15 protein-coding genes and 1 other annotated feature are annotated in these 17,382 nt (G+C 55.7%); of the genes, 6 read left to right on the top strand and 9 right to left on the bottom strand.

The annotated features are described in order from the left end of the window. Positions 1–67: 67 nt before the first annotated feature. Positions 68–332: a binding site (T-box leader), on the bottom strand. Between the two features lie 77 nt (positions 333–409). From gcvPB to gcvT, 3 genes are read right to left on the bottom strand one after another with little or no spacing between them, the layout of a single operon-like run. Further along, positions 410–1,876 (bottom strand): aminomethyl-transferring glycine dehydrogenase subunit GcvPB, encoded by a 1,467-nt coding sequence (gene gcvPB, locus KP806_RS20110; RefSeq protein WP_224725527.1) that lies wholly within the window; start codon positions 1,874–1,876, stop codon positions 410–412. Beyond that, positions 1,860–3,233, bottom strand: a complete 1,374-nt coding sequence (gene gcvPA / locus KP806_RS20105; protein WP_224725526.1) for an aminomethyl-transferring glycine dehydrogenase subunit GcvPA — start codon at positions 3,231–3,233, stop codon at positions 1,860–1,862. Before gcvPA ends, gcvPB begins: the two co-directional genes overlap by 17 nt. 5 nt (positions 3,234–3,238) lie before the next feature. Beyond that, complete coding sequence (gene gcvT / locus KP806_RS20100) at positions 3,239–4,351, bottom strand: glycine cleavage system aminomethyltransferase GcvT (RefSeq protein ID WP_224725525.1); 1,113 nt, start codon at positions 4,349–4,351, stop codon at positions 3,239–3,241. 456 nt (positions 4,352–4,807) lie between these two features. Here gcvT and KP806_RS20095 point away from each other — a divergent pair, with 456 nt between their 5' ends. After that, on the top strand, positions 4,808–5,089 hold the full coding sequence (locus KP806_RS20095; RefSeq protein WP_224725524.1) for a hypothetical protein: 282 nt from the start codon (positions 4,808–4,810) through the stop codon (positions 5,087–5,089). Further along, a complete protein-coding gene (gene gcvH, locus KP806_RS20090) occupies positions 5,046–5,438 on the top strand; it encodes a glycine cleavage system protein GcvH (RefSeq protein WP_224725523.1) in 393 nt (130 codons plus the stop codon). The genes KP806_RS20095 and gcvH overlap by 44 nt, the downstream gene beginning before the upstream one ends. A gap of 585 nt (positions 5,439–6,023) precedes the next feature. On the opposite strand, the gene KP806_RS20085 is transcribed toward gcvH, so the two are convergent. The 5 genes from KP806_RS20085 to KP806_RS20065 form a co-directional block, all read right to left on the bottom strand. After that, positions 6,024–6,548 (bottom strand): phage tail protein, encoded by a 525-nt coding sequence (locus KP806_RS20085; protein WP_224725522.1) that lies wholly within the window; start codon positions 6,546–6,548, stop codon positions 6,024–6,026. Positions 6,549–6,569: 21 nt separating this feature from the next. Next, complete coding sequence (locus tag KP806_RS20080; protein ID WP_224725521.1) at positions 6,570–7,073, bottom strand: phage tail protein; 504 nt, start codon at positions 7,071–7,073, stop codon at positions 6,570–6,572. 12 nt (positions 7,074–7,085) lie between these two features. After that, entirely contained in the window at positions 7,086–7,604 is a 519-nt protein-coding gene (locus KP806_RS20075) for a phage tail protein (protein ID WP_224725520.1), read from the bottom strand. A gap of 62 nt (positions 7,605–7,666) precedes the next feature. Further along, a complete protein-coding gene (locus KP806_RS20070; RefSeq protein ID WP_224725519.1) occupies positions 7,667–11,314 on the bottom strand; it encodes an S-layer homology domain-containing protein in 3,648 nt (1,215 codons plus the stop codon). 255 nt (positions 11,315–11,569) lie between these two features. Continuing rightward, the gene (locus tag KP806_RS20065; RefSeq protein WP_224725518.1) at positions 11,570–11,911 is read right to left on the bottom strand and encodes a DUF1801 domain-containing protein; all 342 of its coding nucleotides are present in this window, start codon (positions 11,909–11,911) and stop codon (positions 11,570–11,572) included. A gap of 158 nt (positions 11,912–12,069) precedes the next feature. Here KP806_RS20065 and KP806_RS20060 point away from each other — a divergent pair, with 158 nt between their 5' ends. After that, positions 12,070–12,582 carry a cupin domain-containing protein gene (locus tag KP806_RS20060; RefSeq protein WP_224725517.1) on the top strand — a complete coding sequence of 171 codons (513 nt, stop codon included), beginning with the start codon at positions 12,070–12,072 and terminating at the stop codon, positions 12,580–12,582. Between the two features lie 24 nt (positions 12,583–12,606). Here the strand turns inward: KP806_RS20060 and KP806_RS20055 are convergent, their stop codons facing one another. Then, complete coding sequence (locus tag KP806_RS20055) at positions 12,607–13,626, bottom strand: glycoside hydrolase family 43 protein (protein ID WP_224725516.1); 1,020 nt, start codon at positions 13,624–13,626, stop codon at positions 12,607–12,609. A 418-nt stretch (positions 13,627–14,044) separates the two neighbouring features. Between KP806_RS20055 and KP806_RS20050 the strand changes: the two genes are divergently transcribed. The 3 genes from KP806_RS20050 (at position 14,045) to KP806_RS20040 (ending at position 17,307) form a co-directional block, all read left to right on the top strand. Further along, positions 14,045–14,896, top strand: a complete 852-nt coding sequence (locus tag KP806_RS20050) for a sugar phosphate isomerase/epimerase family protein (protein ID WP_224725515.1) — start codon at positions 14,045–14,047, stop codon at positions 14,894–14,896. 20 nt (positions 14,897–14,916) lie between these two features. Beyond that, a complete protein-coding gene (locus tag KP806_RS20045; protein WP_224725514.1) occupies positions 14,917–15,927 on the top strand; it encodes a Gfo/Idh/MocA family protein in 1,011 nt (336 codons plus the stop codon). 474 nt (positions 15,928–16,401) lie between these two features. After that, on the top strand, positions 16,402–17,307 hold the full coding sequence (locus KP806_RS20040; RefSeq protein ID WP_224725513.1) for an AraC family transcriptional regulator: 906 nt from the start codon (positions 16,402–16,404) through the stop codon (positions 17,305–17,307). Positions 17,308–17,382 lie beyond the last annotated feature (75 nt).

Below are 17,382 nucleotides of genomic sequence, written 5' to 3'. Positions count from 1 at the left end.
ATGCTGCTTCTGTGTTGTGTGTCCTGTCCTTCAATAAAAAAATCCCACCCCCAAGACTTTAATCAGCCTCAGGGACGAGATTTGTATGCTCGCGGTACCACCCCAAATTCGCCGACATGTCGCCATATCAGCCTCTTCAAGTACGGCATTACCGAGTAATGCTTATACTCTAGCTCTGTAACAGGAGCTCCTGTCGCACCATCCTCCTGTTACGGATTCCGACGCGCTGCTCTGAGTCTTTCTTCAATAAAGAACGCTTTGCTCCTTTCCAGCCAATCGGGAGCTCTCTGTGAAAGAATTCATTTATTTACTCGTCTCTTCATCGCATTATAATGTTGCGATTATATTAACAAATTACGGCGGCGAGGTAAACAAAATTTTTTTTGAAAATAAAGGGATCCTTCTTATCCTAACCGCAAGAACAGTTCAAGACCGGCTTGCGGGCTGCCGTCGTTTCGTCGAGCCTTCGAACGACCGTCGAATACGGTGCATTTAGGACCAGCTCCGGATTCATTTTCGCTTCCTCGGCAATTTGGATCATGGTTTCGATAAACGCATCCAGCGTCTCTTTACTCTCCGTCTCGGTCGGCTCGATCATCATACATTCCTCAACATTAAGCGGAAAATAAATCGTCGGCGGATGGTATCCGAAATCGAGCAGCCGCTTGGCAACGTCCAGCGTGCGTACGCCGTACGCCTTCAAGCCTCGCCCCGACATGACGAACTCGTGCTTGCACACGCCCGGATACGGGATCTCGTAATACGGCGCAAGCCGGTGCATCATGTAGTTGGCATTAAGCACGGCGCATTCGGATACATGCTTCAGCCCTTCCGGGCCGTACGTCCGGATGTAGGTATAGGCCCGCACCAGAATGCCGAAGTTGCCGTAAAACGCCTTAACCCGTCCGATCGAGTCGGGCCGCTCGTAATCGAAATAATACGTTCCGTCCCCGCGAAGGCCTACAACCGGCTTCGGCAGAAACGGAATGAGCTTGCTCTTCACGCCTACCGGACCGGCGCCGGGGCCCCCTCCTCCGTGCGGGGTGCTCATCGTTTTGTGCAAATTCAAATGAACGACGTCGAAGCCCATGTCGCCGGGACGTGTAATGCCCATGATGGCATTGGAATTGGCCCCGTCATAATACAACAGGCCGCCAGCTTCGTGAACGATCCGCGCAATCTCTACGATTTGCTCCTCGAACAGGCCGAGCGTGCTTGGGTTGGTCAGCATAAGCGCAGCGGTATCGCTGCCGACGGCCGCGCGCAAAGCATCGAGATCGACCATACCCCGTTCGTCCGATTTGATCGTAACGGTCTCGAAGCCGGCGACGGTCGCGCTGGCCGGATTGGTCCCATGCGAGGAGTCCGGCACGATGACCTTGGTACGCTTCTCGCCGCGGCTTTCATGGTAAGCCCCGATCATCATAAGCCCGGTCCATTCGCCATGGGCGCCCGCCGCCGGCTGAAGCGTCATTTGATCCATGCCGGTCAGCGCGGCCAGATCGTTTTGCAGCGTATGCATCAGCTCAAGGGCACCCTGGATGCTTTCCTCGGGCTGATACGGGTGAATGCCTGCAAAGCCGCTTAAGCGGGCCGTATCTTCGTTGATTTTGGGATTATATTTCATGGTACAGGAACCAAGCGGATAAAAGCCGTTGTCGACGCCGAAATTGCGGCGGGACAGCTCCGTATAATGGCGGATCACATCCACCTCGTATAATTCGGGCAGCTTGGCTGGCTCCTCCCGCAGCATGGCGGCAGGAATCAAGTCCTCGGGCGCCGCCTCGGGCACGTCGCAGGGCGGAAGCGAATAGGCGACCCGGCCCGGCTTGGACAATTCGAAAATAAGCGCTTTTTCCCTATGCGTCGCTGTCATCCGCAAGTTCCCCCAATCTGCCGGCAAAGGCATCGATTTCGGCTTTGGTCCGTTTCTCGGTGACGGCGATCAGCATATGCCCGCCAAGCTCCGGATACGCGAGTCCAAGGTCATAGCCACCGAGGAAGCCGTCCTTCAGTAGCTTCGAATTAATATCTTTCACGCTAGTTCCCGCCGGCAGCTGAATGACAAATTCGTTGAAGAAAGGTGCGGAGAAGGGGAGCGTAATTCCTTGCTGCCGCGCGATTTCGTTTGAGGCATAGTGGGCTTTCTGAAGATTGAGGCCCGCCGTTTCCCGCAAGCCCGTCTTGCCCATCGTCGACAAATAAATCGACGCGCACAGAGCGAGCAGAGCCTGATTGGAGCAAATGTTGGACGTCGCCTTCTCGCGCCGGATATGCTGTTCCCTTGCCTGTAGGGTCAATACGAAGCCGCGCTTGCCGTCCTTGTCGGTCGTCTGCCCGACGATCCGGCCCGGCATCCGGCGCATAAGCGGCTCGGCGACGGCGAAGAAGCCGCAGGTCGGGCCGCCGAGCGACTGGGGAATGCCGAGCGGCTGGGCATCGCCGACGACGATGTCGGCGCCGAGCCGGCCCGGCGGCTTCAGCAGCCCCATTGTGATGGGGTTCGTGCTGACGACGAGCAGGCCTTTAACGCCATGAATGATCGGCTCGATAGCCGCGAGATCCTCCAGAGCGCCGAAGAAATTCGGCGATTGGATCAGCACGGCCGCCGTATTCGCCGATACGGCCGCCTGAAGGGCGTCAAGATCCGTGACGCCGTTCGCATACCCGACCTCAATGATCTCGAGGCCTAATCCGCGGGCCATCGTTCCGAACATCTGCCGCGCTTCCGGATGAACCGTGCGGGAGATGACAAGCTGCTTGCGCTTCGTTGCCCCGGCCGCCAGAGCGCCGGCTTCGGACAGCGCCGTCACGCCGTCATACATGCTTGCATTGGCTACCGCCATGCCCGTGAGCTCGCATATATAGGATTGAAATTCGAAAATAGCCTGAAGCTCTCCTTGGCTGATTTCCGGCTGATACGGAGTATAGGCGGTATAAAACTCGGATCTCGAAATCAGATGCTGAATGACGACCGGAATATGGTGATCGTAAATTCCCGCACCCAAAAAGCTTGTATAGCTGTCCGATGCGGCGTTGCGGCCTGCCAGCTCCTTCATATGCGCAAGCAGCGACAGCTCGTCAAGCGCCGGCGAAACCGGCAGCGTGCCCCGGTATCGAATTTCCTCCGGAATATCCCGAAAGAGCTCTTCTATGGAAGCTGCGCCGATCGCACTCAGCATGTCGGTCCGGTCCTGCTCGGTCATGGGGATGTAGCGATGCAGGTTAGCCATACGGGTCACTCCTTTCGGGTCCTTTTGTAAAAGGGGGCTTTGACGACTTCGGCCTTGAGCCGTTTCCCGCGGATTTCCACCCAAAGCTCGGTGCCCGGCTCCGCGTAGCCCGCGTCAATCAAGGCGAGTCCGAGATTGCGCTTAAGCGTCGGAGATTGTGTGCCTGTCGTTACTTCGCCGATGGCTCTTCCGTCTGACGCATAAACCGGGTAATGGCAGCGCGGGATCCCGCGGTCAACCATCTCGATACCGACGAGCTTCCGCTTCAGGCCTTCGGTTTTTTGCTTCAGCAGCGCATCGCGCCCGATAAAATCCGGTTTGTCCAGCTTGACGAACATGCCAACCCCCGCTTCCAGCGGGCTTATCGCATGGGAAAGCTCCTGTCCGTATAGCGGAAGCCGCGCCTCGAACCTGAGCGTATCCCGGGCGCCAAGTCCGGCCGGCACAAGCCCGAACGGCTCCCCGGCGGCAAGAATTGTGCGCCACACATCGCCTGCCTTCTCTTTGGCGACATAAATTTCGAAGCCGTCCTCGCCGGTGTAGCCCGTGCGCGAGACAAGCGCTGTTGTCCCTGGAAAGGAAACGCCGTCCGCGAAGTGGAAGGGAAGAAGCCCGCATACGGCGGGATCTATATCCAGTGCGTGCAGAATCGCAGCTGCGCTCGGCCCCTGAAGGGCTAGAAGCGCCAGTTCGTCGGAAATATTTTCGACCGATACGTCCCCGATGACATGCTCCCGCAGCCAGTCGTAGTCTTTGTCGATATTCGAGGCGTTCACGACAAGCATAAACTGGTCGGCCGTCTGACGGTATACCAGCAAATCGTCGACCACTCCCCCGTCCGGCCGGCACATCAGCGTATATTGCGCCTGACCGTCGGACAGCCTCGACACATCGTTGGTCGTCATTTGCTGAAGAAACGCTTCGGCAAACTTCCCGGTCACTCTGAATTCCCCCATATGGGAAACGTCGAAAAGACCGGCTTGCTTCCGTACGGCATCATGCTCCTTCTGAATGCCCGAGAATTGGACAGGCAGCTCCCAGCCGCCGAAATCAATACACCGAACGCCTGGAAAATCCGCATAACAAGGGTACAGCGGTGTCCTCTTCAGTTCCGTCATCCTTCTCTCCTCCTTCGCGGGATATAGCACTCGGAAGCATACAAATAGGGACAAAAGCAAACAGGCCAACGTTCCCAGCAGCAATTCCGCCCCCGCGTCTCCTCTTCGCTCTGTCCCTTGTATCCGAGAGCATTTTTGAAATATAAGAATGACTAAGCTTGTAACTGACTTCTATTTCTATGCGAAACGGGCTTTTGCCGCCAGAGACGGTGTCGCCGGTTACGCTTAGCTATTAGTTTATTAATACATGAATAGGAAAGGAAGTGTCAATCAATTTCTACTTTTCTGACAATTCTCGGTCAAGGCTATTGACTTCGAAGTTTGATCTCCTTTACGCTAAAGGTCATTAGAGGATTTTTTTGCCCAGCAAATAATCGCATACCCGCCGTTTACCGCCATTACGGCATCATGAGCGCGGCTCTGCTGCAGTTTCTGCAGTAGAATGACTGTGAGCAAGTGCTGCGCGCGGCTCTGCTGCAGTTTCTGCAGCAGATTTGTGCCAATATGGCCGAATTAGGCTGTGTGCGGATGATTCTGCTGCAAAAGTGCATTCTGGTGCATGGAAGAGTGCTTCATGTCAGGTTTCTGCTGCAGTTTCTGCAGCGCAGCGTCAACAGTGGCGCAGGAGCAGGCTTAGCAGATGAAACGAGAAACATGCATTTGATCGCGGTTCACACCAGAAAGGATGATGAGCATGAGCGAGGTAAAAGCAGGCTATGGCTATTCGCAGACGCATGAATGGGTAAGAGGCAGCGGCAAAGTGGTTCAAATCGGGATTACCGATTTTGCGCAAAGCCAGTTGGGCGATATTGTGTTCGTTGAATTCCCGGAGATAGGCGCCTCGCTGGAAGCGGACGTGCCGATGGGCACGATCGAATCCGTCAAAACCGTATCCGACCTGGTTAGCCCGGTTACCGGCAAAGTAATCCGGGTGAACGAAGCCCTGCTTGATTCTCCGGAGAAGGTGAACGAGGATCCATACGGCGAAGGCTGGCTGATCGAAGCCGAAATCGCAGAAGACGCCGCAGACGCGGTGGCCGCGCTTCTCGGCCCTGAGCAATATAAGGACTTCACCCGAGTAAGATGAAAATGCCAAACTAAACATAAAACTGCCAAGCAAACAGCGGCAGCCTTGGGTGGAGCCTAATGCCCCGGGCTGCCGCTGTATATGTAAATTCAGAACATTTCGCATAACCTCAACAAAGCCCCATGCAGTCTGCTCGATTGCAGCCACTCCTCGTGTGAACTCCGGCTTCTCAGCTTCCCTCTATGAAAACACACTTTCTGCACTTAGAAACCGCGCTTACTGCACTTAGAAGATACTTTACTGCCCTTAGAAGACACTTTGCTGCCCTTAGAAGACACTTTGCTGCTCTCGGAAACCACACTTACTGCCTAGAAGACACACTTTACTGCCCCCGCAAGCTAACGAACTGAGCAATCGCTATGCTTTCAAAAAGTATATATCCAAAACCTAACGAACTCGGAACGCCGTATTGAGCGAAAATGAGGTTGAGTTGCTAGTTTTCAGCCAAATAAGGTGCGTGAAGTTCGTTGCGATTGTAAAGGCGGGTAAATTGGTCAAATAGAGTCAGCACGGTTCGTTAGGCTTGTAACGAACGACAAAGCAGGCTGCCGAATCCCATCCGGCAGCCCGCATCAATGCCGGACATTATCCCCTGGACGGGAATTCCCCCGACAATGCGATAATGTAGGTTACTCCCAAATAAGGCTGCCGGTTGTTATGGGAAGCGCCTCCCCCGGCCGGAGCTACGGCTTGCGGGCTCATTTGGACGCCGGTCGCTGGACCGTAGACAGGCGACGTGCTGCGCCCAGGGACGACCCCAGCCCAAATCGCTCCTTCCGGGGAGCCCGATGTGCCGGTTGCTGCGGCGGCAGGGATGTGCCGGTGCAGCGGCATTTCATTTACTGTCAGCGTAACGGTTGCCTCTCCACCCGCCTCGCCCTGAAAACGCGGGGATAATCCCGCTCCCGTCCCCTGCTGCATGGGCGTCCTGCCCATCAAATCCGGCAGGGCAAAATTCGTTTTGCCGTCCCCGCCGTACATCGTTCCAAGAAGTGAAAATAATGCCGTGTTCTGCGAGATCGGCAGCAGCTGGCCGTTGCACAGCGCCCAGCCTCTCGGAGCGAAGTTGCCCGCGAACGCGCGTATTTCACCAACATAAGGATCAGACATGCCATACCCTCCTCAATTTAATTAATTACGTGAAGGAAAAACGCCCATCAGGCAAATACAATAATTCATTGCCAAGTAGGGCTGCATATTGCCGTGAGCCTGAGAGGCTCCAGCAGCAGACAGGGCATTCGCATTCATCGCCGTATTCGCCCCGGCCGAAAAAACCGCAGCCCCGTTCGCCGCCGGCGTCCATGCCTGGCCGACAGGCGTATATTCGGTAGCGGGATTCCCACCCGCCGACACCGTATGGCTATGTACCGGCATTTCCTGAGCGGTCAGCGTATGCGCCTCTTCCCCGCCGGCTGCACCTAGTTGAACGCCATTTCCCGTATGGACCGGAGCTCTGCCTCTCAGGTCGGGAAGCGCAAAGGTCGTCACTCCGTCGCCTCCATAAGTCGTGCCCAAAATGGAGAACAACGCCTGGTTCTGGCTGATCGAAAGCAGCTGCCCCTGACACAAGGCCCAGCCCCTCGGCGCGAATTGAAAACCGAACAGCTTGATTTCACCGATATACGATTCGGACATTCCGCTTCCTCCTTAGTTTTGTGTTGGATAGATGCCAACCTTTGCAATAATAAAATTAACCGGCAAATACGGCATCATGTTGTCATGCGGCACGCTTCCGCCGGCTGCCGAAAGAAGCTGCGCATTCATTTGCCCGTCCGCCGCGGCGTTCGAGTACGTGTTCAAGGTACTGTTCCCCGCCCATACTTTCCCGGCAGGCGATGCCGCCGTACCCGGCTGGGCGCCGGCCTGTGCCGTATGAGTGTGACGCGGCAGCTGATCTTCAGTCAGCGTCACCGTTTCCGTGCCGCCTATCTGACCGATTGTGTAGCTCGTCCCGGTAGATGGAGCGGCGCCTTGGCCGATCGGTAGCCGCCCCGTTAGGTTAGGAACGGCAAAGGTCGTCACTCCGTCGCCTCCGTAAATCGTTCCAAGCAGCGAAAAAAGCGCGTCGTTCTGGGCAATCGGCAGCAGCGAGCCGTCGCACAGCGCCCAGCCTTCAGGTGCAAAATTGCCTCCGAATATCCGGATTTCCCCCAAATATGGTTCCATTTTTTCCGTGATCCCCTTTCTGGCCGGGCTGCCGCTGACGGCAGCCCTACGGCCATGTATCGTTAAATAAATTTTCCCGCTTTCAGCAGCCTGAACATGAGGGCAGCGAGCTGACCTCTTGTTAGAGGCTCATCCGGCAGAAGGCGATTGCCGCTTCCCTGCACGATCCCAAGCCGTACATTCAGCGCGGCGGCCGCCTCCGACCAGGCGCTCAAGGCATCGCGGTCCTCGAAGGCCGCAATAGAAGCACCCAGCTCAGCCTGCGTAATGCCCGGCACCAGCTCCATCAATCGGAAAGCGCGGGCCGTCACTACCATCGCCTCCTCGCGCGTAATCGGCGCATCAGGCCGGAATGTGCGGTCTTCGTACCCTGTAACAAGTCCATACCCGGCGGCGGCTGCAACTGCTCCGAAGAACCGGTCGCCCTCCCGTACGTCTGTAAAAAATGGCCCGTCTTCTTCGGCATGCAAGCCGAGGGCTCCCGTCAGAATGGCGGCAAACTCGGCCCTGGTGACGTTTCGATGCGGCTCGAACCTGCCCTCTCCCGTTCCCTGAATGATAAGCCGCGAGGCCAGCTCCTCGATATAGGGCTCAGCCCAGCCGGCAGTGTCGCTGAATGTCTTGTTATAAGAAACAAGTGCAAAAATACCGCCGGAGAAGCTCCTCGCCTGAATATCGAACGAAGCTTCGTTAGGCTGGATACGGGTCGGAACATGGACCGCTTCCCCGTTTGGCAGAAGCTGCACCACCGTTGCCGGCCGCTTGCCTTTCAGCGCTTCCAAACCATCGAAGGACAGCGTCCTGAATCCGCGAGTGCCGGTCAGCTCGGCGACGGATGCGCCGCGCTGAACGTACAGCTTGTAGCTCAGAGGAGCGGCAAGCAGCTCGAAGCCCTTCTCCGCAGCAAGCTCCGCCAGTCTGGCCGCCGAGTCATCGTCCGCCTTGCCTATCTCCATTTTCAATACCGTTTCCGTGCTATCCCAATCCTGGAAAAGTCCGCGAATGGCCGGTACGGATACGCCGTAGCTTGTTCCGTTAATGATGACGTTAAGCGTATCGCCGCCTTTGTTCAGTTGTTCGAGAAACGCATGATTCATTGAAAATACGGCATGGCCGGACTGAACGGCTGCCTGCACCGTAATTTCGCCATCGGCCGACCGGTCCATGACGTCCTTTAACCGGCCGCCGTCCAAGGATACCTCCAGGATCTGAACCCCATCCCTATAGGTAAGTACAGCTTGAACGCCGGCGAGACCGCGAAGTCCTTCGAATGTCACCTCAGGAATGCTGGGCACATACCCGCCGCCGCTGTCCGCCGGCCGTGCATTCGACACGGTCACCTTCGCCGTGTTCGAATCCGCCTGCCCGTCGTTTGCTTTATAAGTGAAGGTAACATCCTCATAATGGCCGGACTCCGGCGTGTAGCTGAACTTGCCCGTCGCCGGATCAAGCGTTAATGTTCCTTTGCTTGGCTGGTCCGCAATCGCATAGGTCAAAGCGTCCCGTTCCTTATCCGCCGCAGCAAGCTGCCCATCGAGCCTGACTCCCGCTGTCGTTTGGAGCTGCAGATCGTCCGCTGCGGGAGCGTCATTGACGCCTGCCAGCCGGATCGTCATGTCCGCAGGGACGGAAGCGCCGACCGGACCGGCCGATGCCGTCCAATCGAACGATGTTTCGCCGAACCAGTCCGCTTCGGAAACGAACCGGAGATTCGCAAGCTCGCCTGCGGCGATTGCATCGCCAGCCGCTATGTCAGTGCCTGCGAGTTGAAGCTTGCCATGCTCCGGCAGCGTCAGCACGGTTACGCTGTCCACAGGCGTCCCATCCGCATTTGCGTAAATGAAATCTGCCGCTTTAAAAGCCAAAGCTGTATCCTCCGTCCCGTCTGCCGTGCTGTCGCTGACGGCCGGAATGGACCGGTGCACGATCGTATCCGAGAAAATAGCCGTATTCCCGGCTTCGTCCTTCAGCTGTACGTACACCGTTTTCTCGCCGTAGCCGCCGGACAGCGTCCAGCCCGCTTCCGCAGCCGCGGGTTTCCAATCTGCGTCGTTCCAAACTCCGCTATCGTTCGAAAACCTCATCTGCACCGCATCGCCGAAGCCGACCGATAATTCCACATTGGCATCCGTCGTATAGGCGTCCCCTCCGTCGATTGATAACGTCCCGTCCGGAGGGACCGTGTCGAGAAGTATCGTGTCGCTTGCCTGAGACACATTGCCTGCTGCGTCTATCAGCTCCATATAAACGGTCTTTACACCGTCTCCCGCGCTTAACGTCCAGCCCTTGGAGACTGCGGCACTTTCCCAGCTGCTCCAATCGCCGGCCACGCCGGTATTGGAGAAACGCATCTGCACTGCATCGGCGGCGACAATCGTCAGCTGAATATCCGTCCGGTTGACGGAGGCACTTCCTCCCGCAAGGGTCAGGCTTCCGCTTGGCGCGGAAGCGTCGAGCGTTATCGCGGCGTTTTGAGCGGAGGATTCCAAGTCCGTGGCGTCCTTGGCTTTTATGTAGACGGTTTTGCCCCCGTCTCCTGCAGCCAGCGTCCAAGCGAGCGGTGAAACCGCATTCAGCTCGGTCCATACCGAGTTGTCGTTTGACAGCAGCAGCTTAGTAACGTTATTTTCCGGATCGGAGTAGGTCACGCTTACCGTTACCGCTTCATCGCGCGTATAAGCGGCGCCGCCGTTCACCTTGACTTCCGTAATAACGGGTTTCTCGGCGACGTCGGTCACATTTACGGAAAAATCTTTCGAATACTTGTTACCCGCGGAATCGGTCGCCTCGACGGTCAAGCTGTAGCTGCTCTGCAGCTCGAAATCCGGAACCCAGGTTGTTCTTAGCTCATTCCCGCTCACCGCAAAAAAAGCCGCCCCGCTGCCGGACAGCGAGTAGCTGTGCGTGTCGCCCGCATCCGGGTCACTCGCGGAGAACGTGCCGACAAGCGTATTAACGGCCGAATTTTCTGCTATGCCGCTGTTCGACAAACTGATATCCGTCGGCGTCTGGTTTGCGGCATATTTATATTCCAAATACGGCACGCCCGTTTGGCCGGGGTTATTTTCCCTTTCTTTAATATTAATGATGTTAATCCTTAAACCGCTTACATTAGAAACGTCGGCCACCGTAGGCCCGGCCAGCACGAACGACGCCTCCAAATCCTCCACCGCCGCCAGCTGCTCCCGAATAAACGGAGTCACGTCGAACCGCAGCACCATCGGCGTTGACGGACTTGACGCATAATAATCCTGGTAATACTGATATTCAAATTCTCCCTTTCCCAAATAATCGTCCGCTGCTTTATAAACAGGCAAATCTGCAAAAGTAGTTCCCGCTTCGCTCCAATTGTCCGTATCCGACCCGAACAGCTTGATATAAGGATTAACGTCCGACTGCGTACGCACGGCGTTGCCGTTCAGAATCGGAACGACCAGCTCCACCTTCTCCAGATTGCGGGTTTGATCAATATCCCCGAGCGTATAATGAAGATGCGTTGAATGCTGACCGTAATCGCTCCGGTAGCCGATATAGTTCAAGCCCGAATCCCCGTTCAAAACAACGTTTCCGTCGTCGAACTTATCCTTCGTCGGATAAATCGCCCCGCTCTCCCCGGCGTCCGCCGCATAAACCGCGGCCGGATAAGCCGCAGGCTGGATCAGCATAGCGGCAAGCGACGACAGCAGCAGCACAGCCAGCTTATTTCTCATGAGCCCCTCCCAACGATAATCTGTTAACCCACTACCGGAATCCCAAACGTCCTCCTTTCTCCCCATTTAAATGAAAACCCTTCCATATTTACCATAGCACAAATTCCCAATTGCACCAGCGACCAACGACTTATGCCGTCTATAAAATTGTAAAAAAAAGACGATGGAACAACAGGGCCCGCCTCCCGTTATTTCATCGTCTTTTGTGGATGCCGCGGCTTTTGAAGTACCGCCCATCCCGTTCCGTCCTACCGTTCAGAGCGTGCTTGACGCCTGTGTGAGAAGTCCGGCCAGCATGTCGTATTCCGGCGTCTGGCCTTCACGGATCTTGATCCACTTTCTTTCTTGCGGCCCCTCGAACTGGCCAGCAGGCAGCTCCAGACCGGCGACGTTAAAAATCATAAAGCTTATCGCATCCTTTGCCGGCGAAATGACAGCGGCGTAGGATCCATTTTTCAAAAAATGCGGCTTTTTGTATTGGATGCGCTCCGCAACGTCCGGTATCGCCTGATGGACCATTTCGCGAAGCCGGCTGCTAACCTCGACCTGCCATGGCTGTCCCAGGCCTTCAATAAAGTCCGTTACTTCCTGATTCATGGAATCACCCTCGTCTTCCTTAGCAATTTGCCTTCAACAGGCGCCTGTCTCTTGGAAAATTTTAGCATGTACGGCGAAGAACGGTTTCTTCTCGTTTGCTATTATCCCAGGGCGGTTATTATAAAATAAAACCATCCAAACGAAGGAGAGGATATTCCTTGTCAAAACTAACGGCCATCCCTTACAAATTCAACGATGACGGGCAAATTCCGAACAACCCGGACCTGCCGCTGCTTGTCTATCCGGGCGCGATGAAGGACGAACCTGGCCGGATCGAAGCCGTGTTCAACCGCAACAACTGGAGAAACAGCTGGACGAACGGCGTTTACGGCTACCATCACTACCACAGCAATTCGCACGAAGTACTCGGCGTGCAAAGCGGCTCCGCCGCCATCCAGGCCGGAGGCGAGCACGGCAAATCGATCGAGCTTGGGGCCGGAGATGTCATCGTGCTCCCGGCCGGCACCGGGCATAAGCTTCTTACGGCAAGCCCGGATTTTAAAGTGGTCGGGGCTTATCCGGACGGGATGGAATATAATCTGCTGCGAAGCGGCGAAGGAAAGCGGCCGGACGTTCTGGAGGAAATCCGCCGGGTTCCGCTGCCGGATACCGATCCTCTCTTCGGAGCTGACGGTCCGCTCATCGAATTATGGAAAAAAGGGTCCGCTTAAAAGCAGACTCCTTCCTTTTTAAATCTAGCTGGCAGCGCTGTTATTTCGACTTCCGTCCAGATCCGGCCTGGCCGCCTTGACCTTGAAGGTATCGCCCGTGTCCGTCATTTCATACAGCTTGCATCTGGAGTCGGGCATTTTGAACGGGGAATGCAAAATAAGCATCCATGCTCCCTCGAACGTCTGAAACAGCATGCCGTGCCCGCTGTCCTCGAACACGAGCGGCTCCAGCTGCTCCCACGGCCCTTCCAGCCGTCCCGATACGGAACGGGCGATCGTCTGCACGTAGCTTCCTGCTTCGTAAGTCGACCACAGCATGACCAGCCGGTTGCCGCTTGTCCGGTACAATTGACAGCCGTCCGTCACATACATGGAATTGGCGCCTCCGTCCGGATGCTCTCCATTGTCCCATGGCGCCTCGGAGCCGCTGAACAGATGAATCGGCTCCGACACCCGGCCGGTAAGGTCGTCCTTCAGCCTGATGGCTTCGATCGTGCCGTCGGCCGTCTGCACCCATTCATGGCAATAGACCATCCAGGGACCGCCTTCTTCATCTATGTACAGCGTACCGTCGAGCGTCATATGGTACTCGGGCGGAATCGGCTCGTCCTGCTTCACCAGCTCGAACGGCCCCTCAAGCGAGTCCGACACGGCAATAGCCGTTCCGCGCCATTGGAGCCGGAAGCCCCCATGCCCCTCTCCCTCCAGCGGCCTGTCGTTATTATGCAGCGTAACGAACAAGTAGTATCGTCCGCCATAGGCATGGACCTCCGGCGCCCATGCGCCATGCTTCGGGTTCGCCCAAGCGCCGTCCGGAATGGTGAAGACGACGTACGGTCCTTCCCAATTCGCGAGATCCCTGCTTTTGTAGACGAGCACGCCGTGGCGGTCCATCCCGTTAAACCTCGGTCCCCCGCCGGTGTAAAGATAATAAGTTCCTGTGATCTCGTCGGCCACCACAAACGGATCATGAGCCGGAATGTCGGCCAGCTTGTGGCCTGTGCCCGGATTCGCAATATCGGATGCGGCATTATAAACGTTCATGGAATCTTTTCCTCCTTGTATTCGATATGGAATCGTCCTCTTGCTTGACTGCTCGGCTCTTTCACTTTTGAAAGCGCCCTCAACATATAGTTCTCCGCGCAGCGGCTCATTCCTTGCCCCGTTCCTAAACAAGCTCCATCAGCTTTCGATCGATTTCCTGCACCTGCCCGATTTCGGAATAACCGTCCCACAGCAGAATCCGCTCCGCTTCTTCATTGGCCAGCTCCCGAATAACGCATTCTCAGGCCGATTCATCCAGCGAAGGCGTCATTGCTTAATTACACGGAATTGTCCAAAAATACACTTTTTACGCTAAAGCTTTTTGATCATAGAAGCGTTTAATATAAAAGCATTAAGAGATAATTTCACTTTTCATGTAAACACGGAATTAGCCAAACCGAAAAGGAGAGCAGCGCCGATGAAAAAAGGAATCAACATCTGGTCGTTCAAGGAAGGTACACCAATCGGAGAATGCATCCGGTTATCCAAAAAAGCCGGCTTCGACGGTATCGAGCTTGCCCTGAACGAGACCGGGGAGCTGGGACTTCAGGCAACCGATCGGGAGGTTCGCGAAATTAAGGCTCAGCTGGACGATGCGGAGCTGGAAATCGCGGGCCTCGCGACAGGGCTTTACTGGTCCTACTCGATGACGAGCAGCGATGCGGCCAAACGCCGCAAGGCGATCGACATTTGCAAGAAGCAGCTTGAGCTGGCAGCCGCCTTCGGCGTCGACGCGATTTTGGTCATACCCGGTGCGGTAGGCGTCGATTTCATTCCTGGCGGCGAAGTCGTCGACTATGAGCGGGCTTATGACTCTGCCTTGGAAGCGATAGCCGGGCTGGTGCCGTTCGCGGAATACGCCGGGGTGGCCATCGCCATCGAGAACGTATGGAACAAGTTTCTTTTGTCACCGCTGGAAATGCGTTCGTTCATCGATGCGCACGGCTCGGACTTCGTCGGTTCCTATTTTGACGTGGGAAACGTCCTCTATAGCGGCTATCCGGAGCATTGGATCCGGGTTTTAAAGCACCGCATCAAAAAGGTTCATTTCAAGGACTACCGCCGGCAGGCGGGCGGCTTGCACGGCTTCGTCGATTTGCTCGCGGGGGATGTCGACTTCCCTGCGGTTATGAATGCGCTGAAATCGGCCGGCTACGACAATTATGTTACGGCAGAGATGATCCCCCCGTACGCGCACCATTCCGAGCAAATCCTATTCAACACGTCGAGCTCGATGGACGCGATTCTAGGGCGGCAAGCCGCTAAATAACGAAAAAGGAGACATAAATCATGCTAAAGGTTGGCTTAATCGGATTCGGTTTTATGGGACGCATGCACTTTGACAATTATGTCCGACTGGCTGCGGAAGGCGCGCCGGTACAGCTCGTCTCGATTTGCGACCTGCGCATCGAGGAGCTGAAAAACGGTGCGGCATGGGGCAATATCGCCACCGGTCAAAGCATTTACGATTTGTCGCCTTACCGGCTTTATGACGATATTGCCACGATGCTTGAGCACGAGCAGCTCGATATCGTCGACATAGCCCTCCCTACTAAGCTTCATGCGGATTTAACTTGCAGTCTGCTTGAAAGAGGCATCCACGTGCTGTGCGAAAAGCCGGTCGCATTCACCTCGGAGGATGGCCGGCGGATGGCGGATACAGCGAAAAAAACCGGCAGCACGTTCATGGTCGCTCAATGCCTGCGATTCTGGCCGGCATACGAATATTTGAAGTCCTGCGTGGAGGACGGGCGCTACGGTGCAGTAACGTCCGGAAGCTTTTTCCGCGGCGGCGGATCGCCGCAAGGTTGGTTCCTTGACGGCGAACAAAGCGGCGGATGCATCCTTGATATGCATATACACGATGTAGATATGATCAATTGGTTGTTCGGCAAGCCGGATCGGGTATCGGCCATCGCGCGCAGCGTCATTCCGGGCAGCGGCTACGACATCGTCTCCGCGAACTATATGTATCCGGACGGCAAGGTGCTGAACGCGCAGGCGGACTGGACGCTGCAGGGCGATTTCGGCTTTGCGATGACGTTCCGGGTCAACTTCGAAGGCGGAAACCTGGTCTTCGAGAACAACCGGCTGAAGGTTAATCCGAACGGAGGTCCCGGCTTTTTCGCCGAGCTGCCGGAGGACATGGGCTACTACCGCGAGCTTAGATACTTCATCGAAGCGGTCGACAAGGGCAAGCCGGTGTCGGTATGTACGCCGGAAAGCGCAGTCGAATCGCTTGAAATCGTCGAAGCGGAAATCCGTTCTGCGGACGCGAATGGCGCGCTTGAGGCTCTGTAAGCGGCTGAGCCCCCAATATTTAACGGGATGAAACAAAGGCCCGGTACCTTGGAGGTATCGGGCTTCGTTTTTGAGGCATTGGGCTTATGGATGGAAAAGCGCACGAATTGCCGGCAGCTTGCATGCAAGCTTAACGGCGTTTCCGCGTCCTTGTATCTGCATTATGCAAGCTTAACGGCGTTTCCGTATCTTTGCATCTGCATTATAATAGCTTGTAAGAACTCTAGCCACGTAGAGCCCTCTCATAGAGACTCGGCAAATGCCGGACCGTCGATCCGCTATTCCGCGAAAAAACACGATAAAACCGCACTTCTGGACAATAGATGCTTTATTCGTTGAAACGAAGCCGCTCGCACGGCATTTTTTAGCCGATAACGGACCCTGTGTCCGCGGGACGCTTAAATGGCCTCTTTTGAGACAAATAACGGATCTCATGTCCGGGTTTCGGGCCCCATAGGAGGACAAACACAAACGATGAACCCCACTGCAACCAACTATCCGATACTCAAAACGGCTCCGTTTCGCGAATGGTCTCCCAGCATCCATTATGCTCAATTTCAGACGCTGCCCCAAGGCAAGCTGGAGCAGAGAAGAATTTACGACTTCGAGCTGATCTACGTATGCCACGGCGATGCGGCTACGACGATGAACGGGCAGCGTTACCTGCTAACGGCCGGTCAGCTGATCTTGCTTCCTGCGGGGGTCTATCACCAAAATGAAGTCGTATCGGCGCAGGGAGCCAAGCTTCTGGGCATTCATTTCGATTTTTTCGATGAGCTGGACATTCAGACGGAAGCGGATATCGTCGTCGGCGAAGAAGCCGTTCAATCGAATAAATTCGCTTCGGAAGCCGTTGCCGAAACGTTTGAACCATTATCCGAAAGCCCCGTCTATACACCGCCGCTAGCCTGCGTCAAGCTGATGGAGGAGCTCGTCCACGAATTTGCGATGCGTCCGGCCGGCTATGAGCTGGCTTGCAAGTCGCTGATGCTGAACATTCTCGCCCAGCTGCTTCGGACGCAAAGAACGCGCAGATTGGAGGACGCTTCCGTACATGGCGCCAAAATCGCAGCTCTTATGCATGGTATCGAAGCTGCGCCGGCCGAATCGTGGTCCAATAAAGAGCTCGCTGCGAAGCTTAGCATGAACGAGGATCATTTTGCCAAGCTGTTCAAGAAACATGCCGGGATGCCGCCGGGCGAATTCGTCAGCACCGTCCGGCACCGGGAAGCACGGAAGCTGCTGAGGGAAACGGAGCTGTCGGTCGAAGAAGTCGGAGGACAAGTCGGTTATCCGGACATCCATTACTTCAGCCGCATCTTCCGCAGGCATGAAGGCATCTCGCCGCGGGAATACCGTAAGCTGTCACGGATTTTATAAAGAAGAGACACTGACCTCAACGTCGTCAGAGTCTCTTGATGAATCGCAGCTCGACCTGCCCGGGCACCAGCTTCT

Source organism: Paenibacillus vietnamensis (assembly GCF_020169515.1).
Lineage (GTDB): Bacteria > Bacillota > Bacilli > Paenibacillales > Paenibacillaceae > Pristimantibacillus > Pristimantibacillus vietnamensis.
This window is presented reverse-complemented; position numbering and strand designations above follow the sequence as displayed.

Excerpts from the sequence above, each read along its gene's own strand:
- gcvPA (WP_224725526.1), bottom strand. The coding sequence starts at position 3,233 with ATGGCTAACCTGCATCGCTACATCCCCATGACCGAGCAGGACCGGACC.
- KP806_RS20065 (WP_224725518.1), bottom strand. The coding sequence starts at position 11,911 with ATGAATCAGGAAGTAACGGACTTTATTGAAGGCCTGGGACAGCCATGG.
- KP806_RS20075 (WP_224725520.1), bottom strand. The coding sequence starts at position 7,604 with ATGGAACCATATTTGGGGGAAATCCGGATATTCGGAGGCAATTTTGCA.
- gcvPB (WP_224725527.1), bottom strand. The coding sequence starts at position 1,876 with ATGACAGCGACGCATAGGGAAAAAGCGCTTATTTTCGAATTGTCCAAG.
- gcvT (WP_224725525.1), bottom strand. The coding sequence starts at position 4,351 with ATGACGGAACTGAAGAGGACACCGCTGTACCCTTGTTATGCGGATTTT.
- KP806_RS20080 (WP_224725521.1), bottom strand. The coding sequence starts at position 7,073 with ATGTCCGAATCGTATATCGGTGAAATCAAGCTGTTCGGTTTTCAATTC.
- KP806_RS20055 (WP_224725516.1), bottom strand. The coding sequence starts at position 13,626 with ATGAACGTTTATAATGCCGCATCCGATATTGCGAATCCGGGCACAGGC.
- KP806_RS20085 (WP_224725522.1), bottom strand. The coding sequence starts at position 6,548 with ATGTCTGATCCTTATGTTGGTGAAATACGCGCGTTCGCGGGCAACTTC.
- gcvH (WP_224725523.1), top strand. The coding sequence starts at position 5,046 with ATGAGCGAGGTAAAAGCAGGCTATGGCTATTCGCAGACGCATGAATGG.
- KP806_RS20070 (WP_224725519.1), bottom strand. The coding sequence starts at position 11,314 with ATGAGAAATAAGCTGGCTGTGCTGCTGCTGTCGTCGCTTGCCGCTATG.
- KP806_RS20045 (WP_224725514.1), top strand. The coding sequence starts at position 14,917 with ATGCTAAAGGTTGGCTTAATCGGATTCGGTTTTATGGGACGCATGCAC.
- KP806_RS20040 (WP_224725513.1), top strand. The coding sequence starts at position 16,402 with ATGAACCCCACTGCAACCAACTATCCGATACTCAAAACGGCTCCGTTT.
- KP806_RS20050 (WP_224725515.1), top strand. The coding sequence starts at position 14,045 with ATGAAAAAAGGAATCAACATCTGGTCGTTCAAGGAAGGTACACCAATC.